Source organism: Mycobacterium hainanense, from assembly GCF_041890355.1.
Taxonomy (GTDB): Bacteria; Actinomycetota; Actinomycetes; order Mycobacteriales; family Mycobacteriaceae; genus Mycobacterium; species Mycobacterium hainanense.
On record NZ_CP169059.1, the window covers coordinates 808994 to 821391 of the forward strand.

The 12398-nt window shown below is 68.3% G+C and carries 13 protein-coding genes; 8 read left to right on the forward strand and 5 right to left on the reverse strand.

Translation table 11 applies throughout. The features are described from left to right. Positions 1-10 precede the first annotated feature (10 nt). Positions 11-379, reverse strand: a complete 369-nt coding sequence (locus ACEL92_RS03835; protein ID WP_374024316.1) for a DoxX family protein — start codon at positions 377-379, stop codon at positions 11-13. Between the two features lie 45 nt (positions 380-424). Beyond that, positions 425-874, reverse strand: a complete 450-nt coding sequence (locus ACEL92_RS03840; RefSeq protein WP_374024317.1) for a nitroreductase family deazaflavin-dependent oxidoreductase — start codon at positions 872-874, stop codon at positions 425-427. Positions 875-1056: 182 nt separating this feature from the next. Here ACEL92_RS03840 and ACEL92_RS03845 point away from each other — a divergent pair, with 182 nt between their 5' ends. The 5 genes from ACEL92_RS03845 (at position 1057) to ACEL92_RS03865 (ending at position 6430) form a co-directional block, all read left to right on the forward strand. Then, the gene (locus ACEL92_RS03845; protein WP_374024318.1) at positions 1057-1479 is read left to right on the forward strand and encodes a hypothetical protein; all 423 of its coding nucleotides are present in this window, start codon (positions 1057-1059) and stop codon (positions 1477-1479) included. Next, complete coding sequence (locus ACEL92_RS03850) at positions 1476-3005, forward strand: multicopper oxidase family protein (RefSeq protein WP_374024319.1); 1530 nt, start codon at positions 1476-1478, stop codon at positions 3003-3005. Before ACEL92_RS03845 ends, ACEL92_RS03850 begins: the two co-directional genes overlap by 4 nt. Before the next feature lie 74 nt (positions 3006-3079). Next, entirely contained in the window at positions 3080-3427 is a 348-nt protein-coding gene (locus tag ACEL92_RS03855) for a VOC family protein (protein WP_374024320.1), read from the forward strand. Positions 3428-3477: 50 nt separating this feature from the next. Beyond that, entirely contained in the window at positions 3478-5775 is a 2298-nt protein-coding gene (gene purL / locus ACEL92_RS03860; RefSeq protein WP_374024321.1) for a phosphoribosylformylglycinamidine synthase subunit PurL, read from the forward strand. Positions 5776-5794: 19 nt separating this feature from the next. Continuing rightward, entirely contained in the window at positions 5795-6430 is a 636-nt protein-coding gene (locus ACEL92_RS03865) for a CPBP family intramembrane glutamic endopeptidase (protein ID WP_374024322.1), read from the forward strand. On the opposite strand, the gene ACEL92_RS03870 is transcribed toward ACEL92_RS03865, so the two are convergent. Further along, on the reverse strand, positions 6412-7626 hold the full coding sequence (locus tag ACEL92_RS03870; protein ID WP_374024323.1) for an MCE family protein: 1215 nt from the start codon (positions 7624-7626) through the stop codon (positions 6412-6414). The genes ACEL92_RS03865 and ACEL92_RS03870 overlap by 19 nt on opposite strands. 19 nt (positions 7627-7645) lie before the next feature. On the opposite strand from ACEL92_RS03870, the gene ACEL92_RS03875 reads away from it, so the two are divergent. The 3 genes from ACEL92_RS03875 (at position 7646) to purM (ending at position 10875) form a co-directional block, all read left to right on the forward strand. Further along, complete coding sequence (locus ACEL92_RS03875; RefSeq protein ID WP_374024324.1) at positions 7646-8035, forward strand: sterol carrier family protein; 390 nt, start codon at positions 7646-7648, stop codon at positions 8033-8035. Between the two features lie 139 nt (positions 8036-8174). Further along, entirely contained in the window at positions 8175-9710 is a 1536-nt protein-coding gene (purF, locus tag ACEL92_RS03880) for an amidophosphoribosyltransferase (RefSeq protein ID WP_374024325.1), read from the forward strand. Between the two features lie 70 nt (positions 9711-9780). Continuing rightward, a complete protein-coding gene (purM, locus tag ACEL92_RS03885) occupies positions 9781-10875 on the forward strand; it encodes a phosphoribosylformylglycinamidine cyclo-ligase (RefSeq protein ID WP_374024326.1) in 1095 nt (364 codons plus the stop codon). A gap of 62 nt (positions 10876-10937) precedes the next feature. Here purM and ACEL92_RS03890 read toward each other — a convergent pair whose 3' ends face one another. After that, positions 10938-11123 (reverse strand): DUF3073 domain-containing protein, encoded by a 186-nt coding sequence (locus ACEL92_RS03890; protein ID WP_374024327.1) that lies wholly within the window; start codon positions 11121-11123, stop codon positions 10938-10940. Positions 11124-11267: 144 nt separating this feature from the next. After that, positions 11268-12350 (reverse strand): folate-binding protein YgfZ, encoded by a 1083-nt coding sequence (locus ACEL92_RS03895; protein WP_374024328.1) that lies wholly within the window; start codon positions 12348-12350, stop codon positions 11268-11270. Between the last annotated feature and the right edge of the window lie 48 nt (positions 12351-12398).

The following is a 12398-nucleotide window of genomic DNA, read 5'->3' on the forward strand; positions in this document are numbered from 1 at the left end:
TGGGGCCGTACTAGAGGAGCACCGGGTGTGCGACCGCGGTGAGCGTGAAGGTCGCGACGTTGAGTGCGAACAGGAACCCGGCCAGTGCGAACTGGCCGGAGATGTCGTGGGCGAGGACATGTGTGTACATCGCGCAAATAAAGAAGATGGTCAGTCCCGCTGCTGCGGCGACGCCGATCCCCGGGATCCACAGGCCGACGACCAGCCCAAGGGCGCCCAGGGTTTTCAGGGTGCCGATCGGGAACGTCAACCAGGACACCGGGACGCCGGCCCGTTCCATCGGCGGAATGATGGGTGCGAAGTGCACCAGTGCGCTCACGCCGGAGAAGCCGTTGAATGCGATGGCAGATATCGTCACGACGAGGTATGCGGTGTGCATGTTGCGGCTTCCATAGCTGGTCGGTCAGTGGGGGATTGCTTGGTGTCAGTTCGCCGGTATCGGGTCTAGTCGGAACACGGCGATCCGGCCGGCCAGCGCCTCGACTTCTTCGGGATTGCCTTGGCGCACCAGGCCGGAGCGCTTCAAAAAGCCCACACCGACGGGCACTTTCGTCGGATACTGGCGCAACACCGGGCGAGCTTGCTCGGCCGTCAGCTCAGTTATCCTGACGCGCCGTGTCTTTCGGCCCTTGGCCAACGTTCCCGTGCCGGCGGCGCGGGCGTTGCGGGCCCAATCGGCACCGGGAAATCCGGCCACGGCATAGAGCTTCCCGTCCAGCGTGAACGGCGTCATCGGCGTGCTGCGAGGCCGGCCCGTTTTGCGGCCCGGCACCGTCAGAACCATGGGTGGTCCAGTCGGTATGCCAAGTCTTTGCAGCGTGATCATGAACTTGTTCATCGGCTTCAGCCAACGAGGGGGCCTTGGGTGGGACATTTCTTCTCCTGTCGCGTATTTCGTTGTTGAGCTGCGGGTCCGCCAGCATGTCCGGGCGGGCCACCGGCAACCCATATCCAAGGACGGATCGGTGCCGCGAAAAGTTACGCACGCGCGCGTAACTTTTCGACGCGTCGTCTCGTCGTCATCTCCTGAGTGGGCAATCTCGACGAGGAGGATCGATGGCGGCGGATGACTGGTACGGCCCGCGTTGGCCCCGTGTGATCGCCCGTGCCACCAGCGCGACGTTGGCATTGCTGGCGCTGCTTCAAGCCGCATTCGCCGGCAGTTTTCTGGGCGGGCGATACGACGCGCTGATGCTGCACTCAGTCGGCGCGAAGGTGACCACGATGCTTTCCGTCGTTCAGGTCCTGGTGTTGGTGATCGTGAACAGGACGGGCGGTCCGCGATGGCCGATAGCGGTCGGGGCGCTCGTGACCGTCCTCTTCGTCGCCGAGTTCGCATCGGGGGAATTGCGGCTGACGGGCTTACACGTTCCGCTCGGAGTGCTGTTGATCGTCGGAATCTCCCAGCTGACCGCGTCGGTGTGGCGGCTGCCGGTGGCCCCGCGCCCGCGCTCGGCACAGCAGGACGTGCTCCGATGAATCGGCGCGGCGCGTTGCGGCTCGGCGCTGCCGCGGCGGGCGTCGGTTTCGTCGGCGCCGGCTGGCCGCTGGCCGGCGCACTGCTGGGCTCCGCCGAGTCAGGACGGCTGATACGCAGTCAGACCCGGTTGCCGGAGCGTTATCAAGTCCCCTTGCCGATCCCGGAACAATTGACGCCGGTTCACACCGACGCCCACGCCGACTACTACGAGATCACCCAGCAGACCACGCAATTACGCATACTGCCCGAGCTGCCCACGGCGGCATGGACTTACAACACGAGCTTTCCCGGCCCCACGATTACTTCACGGTCCGGTCGACGCACCATCGTGCGGCACCGCAACGCCCTGCCCGTGCCTGTTGTGGTGCATCTACATGGCGGCCACACACCAGAAGCCCACGACGGGTACCCGACCGACTTCATCCTGCCGCCGGGCGTCCGGTCCGGGGCTGAAGCCATGGCGCGCAACAGCGTTGTCGGAGAGCGCGAATACGTCTATCCGATGAATCAACGGGCCGCCACGTTGTGGTACCACGATCACCGCATGGGTTACACCGGCGCCGCGGTGTGGCGCGGCCTGGCCGGATTCCACTTGGTCCACGACGACGAGGAAGACGCGTTGCCGCTGCCACGCGGCCGGCGGGACATCCCGCTGATGATCACCGACCGCGCGTTCGCCGCCGATGGCTGCTTCCGCTACCCGGCCGCCGACGGCGGCGGAGCGACCGGTGACTACATGAATGGCGTCCTCGGCGACGTCATCCTCGTCAACGGTGCGCCATGGCCGGTGCTGTCCACCGATCCCGCCCGTTACCGCCTGCGGCTCCTGAACGCATCCAACGCCCGCCGCTACCGGCTGCAGCTGGACCCGCAACCGTCCGGCGGTTCCGCGCTGGTGCAGATCGGCAGCGACGGCGGATTACTCGCCCGACCCGTAGGCCACGACTTCATCGACATCGCTCCGGCCGAACGATTCGATGTCGTTGTCGACTTCAGCCGCTACCCGGCGGGAACACGGGTGCGGTTGCTCAACCGGTTGGGCACCGAAAGCGCCGCCGAGGTCATGCGATTCGACATCGTCGGAGCCGACCGTTTCGACGATTCGGCCATCCCCGACCGGCTCAGCGGAAGCGTCCCAGACCTCGACCCGCGTCTCGCCGCGGCCACGCGAACGTTCCTCTTCCGCCTGGGCAGAAACGGCGTATGGACAATCAACGACCTGTCCTATCAGCCGGGCCGGCCGTTGGCCCGCCCTAAGCTCGGCACCATAGAAATCTGGCGGTTCATCACCGAGTTCCACCATCCCGTTCACGTGCACCTGAATTCCTTTCGGGTGCTCTCCCGCAACAACCGCGCACCGCGCGGGTTCGACATGGGATGGAAGGACACCGTCGACGTGCGCCCGGCCGAAGCCGTTGAAGTCCTCACCCGGTTCACCGACTACACCGGTTCTTACCTTCTGCACTGCCATAACCTCGAACACGAAGACATGGCCATGATGGCCGACTTCATGACCGTCGGTTAACGGCTAAGTCCTGACCGGGGGGCGATGCGGGCGTTGCTTTCGCCGGAGCGAGTCGAGGCCTAAGGTCTGGCGGTATGGCGCTCAACGTGGAGATGATCACTTTCGACTGCAGCGATCCCGCGCGGCTGGGCGGCTGGTGGGCCGAGCAGTTCGGCGGTACGACGCAGGAGTTGCTCGCCGGCGAGTTCACTGTGGTGAGATTGCCGGACGGACCGCGGCTCGGGTTCCAGAAGGTGCCCGATCCCACCCCCGGCAAGAACCGCGTGCACCTGGACTTCGGTCCCGCCGACGTGGACGCCGAGGCCTCTCGGCTGACGGCCGCCGGTGCCACCGAGATCGGCCGGCACAAGTTCGGCGACAATTTCCGCTGGGTGGTGCTGGCCGACCCCGAGGGCAACGTCTTCTGCGTGGCCGGCCAGTAGCCTCCACGGCGACCCGACGGTGACCGGAGGGCCGCCCTAGACTGTCTGGCGTGACAGTCCCCGGGACGAGCGCCCGCACCCAGGCGATCGACACCGTCGAGCGCGCCGCTGCCAGCCCCGACCAGCCGCAGCCCTTCGCCGAGCTGGGCCTTAAAGACGACGAGTACCAGCGAATCCGAGAGATCCTGGGCCGCCGACCCACCGACACCGAGCTGGCGATGTACTCGGTGATGTGGAGTGAGCACTGCTCCTACAAGTCGTCCAAGGTGCACCTGCGCTACTTCGGCGAGACCACCACCGACGAGATGCGCGCCGGCATGCTCGCCGGCATCGGCGAGAACGCCGGCGTGGTCGACATCGGCGACGGCTGGGCCGTCACCTTCAAGGTGGAATCGCACAATCACCCTTCTTACGTCGAGCCCTACCAGGGCGCGGCGACCGGTGTCGGCGGCATCGTCCGCGACATCATGGCAATGGGCGCGCGGCCGGTCGCGGTGATGGACCAGCTTCGGTTCGGCGCCGCCGACGCACCCGACACGCGCCGGGTGGTCGACGGAGTGGTCCGCGGCATCGGCGGCTACGGCAACTCGCTGGGGCTGCCCAACATCGGCGGCGAGACCGTCTTCGACGCGTGCTACGCCGGCAATCCGTTGGTAAACGCATTGTGTGTGGGCGTCTTGCGCCAGGAGGATTTGCACCTGGCGTTCGCTTCGGGCGCTGGGAACAAGATCATCCTGTTCGGTGCGCGTACCGGTCTGGACGGTATCGGCGGGGTGTCGGTGCTGGCGTCGGACACGTTCGACAGCGAGGGATCCCGCAAGAAGTTGCCTTCGGTGCAAGTGGGCGACCCCTTTATGGAGAAAGTGCTCATCGAGTGCTGCCTCGAGCTGTATGCGGGTGGCCTGGTGATCGGCATCCAGGACCTCGGCGGTGCAGGATTGTCATGTGCCACTTCAGAACTCGCGTCGGCCGGCGACGGCGGGATGGCGATCGAGCTCGACACCGTCCCGCTGCGTGCTAAGGACATGACGCCCGCCGAGGTGCTCTGCAGCGAGTCGCAGGAGCGGATGTGCGCCGTGGTCGCTCCGGAGAACGTGGACGCGTTTCTGGCGGTGTGCCGCAAGTGGGACGTGCTGGCGACGGTGATCGGCGAGGTCACCGACGGCGACCGGTTGCGGATCACGTGGCGTGGCGAGACCGTCGTCGACGTGCCCCCGCGCACGGTGGCGCACGAGGGGCCGGTGTATCAGCGGCCGGTCGCGCGCCCCGATTCGCAGGATGCGCTGAACGCGGACCGGTCGACGAGCCTGCCGCGGCCGAAGACGGGGGAGGAGCTGCGCGCGACTTTGCTTGCGCTGCTGGGCAGCCCGCACCTGTGCAGCCGCGCGTTCATCACCGAACAATACGACCGCTACGTGCGCGGCAACACCGTGCTGGCCGAGCATGCCGACGGCGGCGTGCTTCGCGTCGACGAGGCCACGGGCCGGGGCATTGCGCTGTCGACCGATGCGTCGGGTCGTTACACCCTGCTGGATCCTTATGTCGGAGCCCAACTGGCCCTGGCCGAGGCCTACCGCAACGTCGCCGTCACGGGCGCGACCCCCGTCGCGGTCACCAACTGCCTCAACTTCGGCTCCCCGGAAGATCCCGGGGTGATGTGGCAGTTCTCGCAGGCGGTGCGGGGGCTGGCCGACGGTTGTGCCGCCCTTGGCATTCCGGTGACCGGCGGCAACGTCAGCTTTTACAACCAGACCGGATCTTCGGCGATTCTGCCCACGCCGGTGGTCGGTGTGCTCGGCGTCCTCGACGATGTGGCCCGGCGCATTCCGACGGGCCTGGGTGGCGAGCCTGGCGAGACCCTGATGCTGCTGGGCGATACCCGCGACGAATTCGACGGTTCCGTCTGGGCGCAGGTGAGCGCCGACCACCTGGGCGGGGTGCCGCCCGCGGTCGACCTGGCGCGCGAAAAGCTGCTGGCCGAAGTGCTGAGCGCGGCGTCGCGCGACGGGCTGGTGTCCGCCGCGCACGACCTGTCCGAAGGCGGCCTCGCGCAGGCCATCGTGGAGGCGGCGCTCGCGGGTGAAACCGGTTGCCGCATCGTACTTCCCGAGGGCGCCGATCCGTTCGTGACGTTGTTCTCGGAATCGGCGGGCCGGGTCCTGGTCGCGGTGCCGCGCACCGAGGAGAGCCGGTTCCGGGCGATGTGTGAGGCGCGCGGGCTACCGGCGGCGCGCATCGGCGTCGTCGATCAGGCCTCGGACGCGGTGGAGGTGCAGGGCCTGTTCACCGTGTCGCTGGCCGAACTGCGCGGGACGTCCGAGGCGGTGCTGCCGGGCCTCTTCGGCTGAGTCGAAGCGGCAATTCCTGGTGGGCGAGAGCGGTTTCCGTCGCGCACGTCCGTTGTCGTTGGCCGCCGCCCTGGTGGGCTGGAGCTTCGTCGGGCCCCGGCTGCCCACGGCATGGCGAGTGGCGATCCAGGCCGCGGCGGGCGGGGTGCTGGTGGTTGTGACGCGTTCCCCGCTGGGCCTGTCTCCGCCGCGGCTGTGGGCGGGACTGCGGTTGGGGTCCGCGGCCGGCGCGGTCGTGGCGAGCGCGATCGCCGCGACGACGGCGGTCCCGCGGGTGCGGTCGTCCATGGCCCGCCGGGAGCCCATCGGGTCGGTGGCCGGCTGGCTGCTGGTGCGCATCCCCGTCGGCACGGTATGGGCCGAGGAGGCCGCCTTCCGCGCGGCGCTCACCTCCGCCGCTTCCGGTGTCTACGGTAGGTCCGGCGCAAGGTTGTTGCAGGCGGCGAGCTTTGGGCTCTCCCATGTCGCGGATGCGCGGGCGGAGGGCGAGTCGGTGCTGGGCACCGTGTTGGTGACGGGCGTCGCGGGCTGGCTCTTCGGTTGGCTCGCAGACCGTTCCGGCAGCGTGGCCGCGCCGATGCTGGTGCACTTGGCCATCAACGAGGCCGGTGCGATCGCGGCACTGGGCGTGCGCCGTCACGGGTTGATGGTGTAGTCACCCAGCTGCCGGCCCCACACGTGCTCGGTGAAAAGTGGGGAGCCGAGCTCGAAGTGGTTGTAGGGAGCCATGCTCGCGCCGGTGTCCATCACCAGGAGCGGGGCCGGCCACAGTTCCCGGGTAATCGTCTGCCAACAGCCCGGCCGGCCGCCGGGACCGCCCCGGGCGTTGGTTCGGGGCAGGTTCTCCGGCCAGATGTACGGGCTTGGCGCCCCGGTGATGCCGCCGGCCGCGTGGGCGCCGAGCGAATAGCCGTTGTCGCCGAGCGCGTTGTGGATCCTGGGCCCAACATCGGCGAAATTCCGTATGGTGCAGAAGATTTCCGGGCTGTACTCATCGAGCAGCTGGCTGGGGTTGACCAGATCGACGGCGCCGCGCGCGAGGTAGGGGCCGCCGCCCCCGAAAACGTCGGCGCCCGTGGCGCCCAGCCCGGCCGCCGCCAGCAGCGCCGCGTCCAGATCGGCTTGCTGCCGGTTCAGCGTGCGTGCCGCGGTCACCGCGTGGTCGAGGGCGTCCCAGAGGTCTGGCGAGGCGCTGGCGTACTTCTCACCGAGGGCGGCCAAGCGCGCGACGTCGGTGCGGATCGCGGGCATCCGCGGGTTTAGGTCGTCGAGGACCGCGTTGCCGTTGACCAAAGAGGCGCCGAACTGTCCGCCCAATCCGGACAGCGCCTGCGCCGCCGCGCTGAGCGTCAGGTTGACCTTGACCGGATCCACCTTCTCCGTGATCGAGGTGAGCGTCTCGAAGACGGTGTTGAACTCGGTGGTGACCGCGGTCGCGTCGATCACGGTCGACGGCGTGATCGATTGGTCCGCGGGCTTGGGTGGCGACGTCAACGCGACGTACTTGTTGCCGAATACCGTGGTCGCCTTGACCGTGGCCGCCGCGTTGGCCGGGATCAGCTTGAGGTACCTGGGGGCGATATCCAGCGTCACCTCGGCGGCCGGCCTGCCGTCGCGGGTGATCTCGGAAATGCCGGCCACGCGGCCGATCTGGACGCCGTTGTAGGTGACCTTGGAGCCGGGGTCCAACACCAGGCCGGCCCGGGGAGCCACCATCATCAGTCTCGTTGTCGGCGTGAGCTCGCCGCGAAACTGCAGATACAGCATCGCCCCGACCAACCCCGTGATGACGAGCGTCACGAGGCCAACGGACTTGTACGGTGGCCCGCGCCGGAAGCGACGACGCTCCATGAGTTTGAGACCCTAGGGTATGGCCGCCCGTCAAAAGGCCGATCCGGCAAAGACCCGGCAGGCCGTGTTGGCCGTCGCGGACTGGTTGCGCGACGCGTCCGGACCCGCTCCCGACCGCGAGAGTCTCGGCGCCGCCGTGCGGCTCACGGCACGCACCCTGGCCGCGGTGGCGCCGGGGGCCAGCGTCGAGGTGCGGATCCCGCCGTTCGTCGCGGTTCAATGCATCGCGGGACCCAGGCATACCCGCGGTACGCCCCCGAACGTGGTGGAGACCGATCCGCGAACGTGGCTGCTGCTGGTGACCGGGATGGTGTCGTTCCCAGGGGCGAAGGACGCCGGTGCGCTGAGCCTTTCCGGCTCTCGCGCAGGTGAGATCGAACACTGTCTGCCCCTGTTCGATGTCAGCTGAATAATAACCCTGAACTGCAGGTTTAGGGTCGGGTGGGGGAATTTTCGGCACGCAACACGCGCTGTTAATTCGCAGTCGACGGCGTCGGACCCGTAGACTCCGTTACGTCACCAACCGTTCCCCGGGGAGCCGCCCAATCGTGACCGTCGCAGGAGCCGAAGCACCCGAGCAGGACCTGAACTCGCCCCGTGAAGAGTGTGGTGTTTTTGGGGTCTGGGCCCCGGGCGAGGATGTCGCAAAACTCAGCTATTACGGCTTGTACGCCCTGCAGCATCGCGGTCAGGAAGCCGCCGGTATCGCCGTCGCCGACGGGTCCCAGGTCCTCGTCTTCAAGGACCTCGGTCTGGTCAGTCAGGTGTTCGACGAGCAGACCCTCGCGGCGATGCCGGGCCACGTCGCGATCGGGCATTGCCGCTACTCCACCACGGGTGACACCACGTGGGAGAACGCCCAGCCGGTGTTCCGCAACACCGCCGCCGGCACGGGCGTTGCGCTGGGGCACAACGGCAATCTGGTCAACACCGCCGAGCTTGCGGCCCGCGCCCGCGACGCGGGGCTGATCGCCCGGCGTTGCCCCGCCCCGGCGACGACGGACTCCGACATCCTGGGCGCCCTGCTGGCCCACGGCGCCGCGGATTCCACCCTCGAGCAGTCCGCGCTCGAGCTACTGCCGACCGTGCGCGGCGCGTTCTGCCTGACGTTCATGGACGAGAACACGCTGTATGCCGCACGCGATCCCCATGGCGTGCGCCCACTTTCGCTCGGACGCCTCGACCGCGGCTGGGTGGTGGCCTCCGAAACGGCCGCTCTCGACATCGTCGGCGCCTCGTTCGTCCGCGACATCGAGCCCGGTGAATTGCTGGCGATCGACGCCGACGGCGTGCGCTCCACCCGATTCGCCAACCCCACCCCGAAGGGCTGCGTCTTCGAGTACGTCTACCTGGCGCGCCCGGACAGCACGATCGCGGGCCGGTCCGTGCACGCCACCCGGGTGGAGATCGGTCGCCGGTTGGCGCGTGAATGCCCGGTCGACGCCGACCTGGTGATCGGGGTCCCGGAGTCGGGCACCCCCGCCGCGGTCGGATACGCGCAGGAGTCCGGCATTCCTTACGGCCAGGGCCTGATGAAGAACGCCTACGTCGGGCGAACCTTCATCCAGCCGTCCCAAACCATCCGCCAGCTCGGCATCCGGCTGAAACTCAACCCACTTCGCGAGGTCATCCGCGGCAAGCGACTCATTGTCGTCGACGACTCGATCGTGCGCGGCAACACCCAGCGCGCGCTGTTGCGGATGCTGCGCGAGGCCGGCGCCGTCGAAGTGCACGTGCGAATTGCGTCGCCGCCGGTGAAATGGCCCTGCTTCTATGGCATCGACTTCCCCTCCCCGGCGGAGTTGATCGCCAATGCCGTGCAAGACAAAGAGGAAATGCTCGAAGCGGTGCGGCACGCCATCGGCGCCGACACGCTCGGCTACATCTCGCTGCGCGGGCTGGTCGCGGCATCCGAACAACCCGCGTCGCGGCTCTGCACCGCCTGCTTCGACGGCAAGTACCCGATCGAACTGCCGGAGGAGACGGCCTTGGGCAAGAACGTCATCGAGCACATGCTCGCCAACGCCGCGCGGGGGGCCGGGCTCGACGAGCTGGCTCCCGACGAAGTGCCGATCGTCCACTGACGGCCTTCCGACCGGCCCTTCCACGACGTTTGATAACGGCGGTCGGCGGCGCCCGGTAGCCTTTATCGCGATGACGGATCCCGGAAAAAGCCCCGGACGAAACCCGGGCAGCCACGGCATTACCTACGCGTCGGCCGGGGTGGACATCGAAGCCGGCGACCGAGCCGTTGAGATGTTCAAGCCGCTGGCGACGCGGGCCACCAGACCCGAGGTACGGGGCGGCCTCGGCGGGTTCGCGGGGTTGTTCGCGCTGCGCAACGACTACCGCGAACCGCTGCTCGCGGCGTCCACCGATGGCGTGGGCACCAAGCTGGCGGTGGCCCAGGCGATGGACAAGCACGACACCGTCGGCCTGGACCTGGTCGCGATGGTGGTGGATGACCTGGTCGTCTGCGGCGCCGAACCGCTGTTCCTGCAGGACTACATCGCGGTGGGCCGGACCGTGCCCGAACGCCTCAGCGCGATCGTCGCGGGCATCGCAGAGGGGTGCGTGCGCGCCGGCTGCGCTTTGCTCGGCGGCGAAACCGCCGAGCACCCCGGTCTGATGGAACCGGACCACTACGACATCTCGGCGACCGGCGTGGGCGTCGTCGAGGCCGACGACGTGTTGGGCCCTGAGCGCGTCAAACCCGGCGACACCATCATCGCGATGGGCTCTTCGGGCCTGCATTCCAACGGGTACTCGTTGGCCCGCACCGTGCTGCTCGAGATCGACCGGATGAACCTGGCAGGTTATGTCGAGGAGTTCGGCCGCACCCTGGGTGAGGAGCTGTTGGAGCCCACCCGGATCTACGCCAAAGACTGCCTGGCGCTGACGGCCGAGACCCATGTCCGCACGTTCTGCCACGTCACCGGCGGCGGGCTGGGCGGCAACCTGCAACGCGTCATCCCGCATGGCCTGGTCGCCGAGATCGACCGCGGAACCTGGACGCCCGCACCGGTGTTCGCCATGATCGCCCAGCGCGGTCGGGTCACGCGCGAAGAGATGGAGAAGACATTCAACATGGGCGTCGGCATGGTCGCCGTCGTCGCCCCCGAGGACACTGACCGGGCCTTGGCGATCCTGACGGCCCGGCACCTGGACTGCTGGGTCCTGGGCACCGTCTGCAAAGGCGGTAAAGAGGGCCCGCGGGCAAAGCTCGTCGGGCAGCACCCGCGTTTTTAGAGGTCGAGAGCTAAACCGGCGCCGTGCCTAAGCGGATTACACCGGCGCAGCGACGTCACTGTCTATCGGCGCCAGTCGTCGCTGTCTTCCCAAGAGTCACCGACGCCGTCGTCCTCCAGCTCCGTGGAATTGTCGGCACCCGTTCCTGACAACTCGCGCTGAAGCCGCGTGAAGTCGGTTTGCGGGGAACTGTATTTGAGTTCTCGAGCAACCTTGGTCTGCTTTGCCTTAGCCCGGCCGCGGCCCATGGGGGAACCCCCTCGCGCAATAACGGAGCGGCCCGAATCAGGCGGCTCCGATCTCTTGGTGTCGTTATTGTCCTGCCGACAGTTTACCGTGCCTTACGGTCGGGCGTCGGTGCCCCCTGCCGCTGTGGCGGACTTCATCGAGGATTATCTCGCACCGCCCCGCAACCGTTCAACGGCCAGCCGTCCCGCACCGATGTGTTCCGTCGCCGGCAGGGAATCGGCGTCGATCACCGCAGCCACCGACGCCTGCGGGCCGGTCGCCAGTTCGGTGTCGGCCGGCACCCCGCGCTTGAGCAGTGCGAGGGCGATGGGGCCGAGGTCTACGTGGTCCACCACGGTGCCCAGCCGACCGACCATGCGCCCGGCGGCGAGCACCGGATCACCCGTCGAGGGCCGCTCCACCGAACCGTCGAGGTGCAACAACACCAGCATCCGCGGCGGCTTCCCGAGGTTGTGCACCCGCGCGACGGTCTCTTGCCCCCGGTAGCAGCCCTTGTCCAGGTGCACCGCAGCGCCGATCCACCCAACCTCATGCGGAATCGTCCGCTCATCGGTGTCGACGCCCAGTCGCGGGCGCAGCGCCGCCGCCCGGTGTGCCTCGTACGCCCAAACCCCCGCCGGTCGGAGCCCGGCCTGCACCAGACGCTGCTGCCGGCTCGGGGCCTGGTCTCGTGGGACCAGCAGGTCCAGTTCGATCTGGCCGGCCGGGGTGCCGATCATCCGGCGCACGAAGCCGTCTCCGGGAACCGGCACCGCCGCCAACTCGGCGGGCAGGGCGTCCAGGCCCAGCGCGTCGAGCACCGCCCGGTCGGCCAGCTGCGGTCCGAGCAGCGACAGCACCGCCATGTCGGCGGCGGCCGGGCTCACATCCGACCAGAAGACCATCTTGCGCAGGTAGCCCAGTAGCGGCTCGCCCCGCCACGGCTCGGTGTCCAGGTAGGTGGTGCCGGCGAGTTCGCTTTGGATCCAGTGGTCTTCGACGCGGCCCTGCCCGTCGAGGCTGAGGTTTTCCGTGCTGGCGCCCTCGGGCAGCTCGCTGACGTGTTGGGTGGAGATGCTGTGGAGCCACTTCTGGCGATCGCCGCCGGTCAGCGCGAGCACCGCGCGGTGCGAGCGGTCCACCACGACCGCTCCGGTCTCGGCCGCGCGCTGCTCGCCCAGGGGGTCGCCGTAATGCCAGACGGCGCCCGCGTCGGGACCGGCGTCGGGTGCGGGTACTGCAGACACACGTCAACTCTACGGACCCTGGCGCCCGGTGTGCCGAGCGTGCGGCGG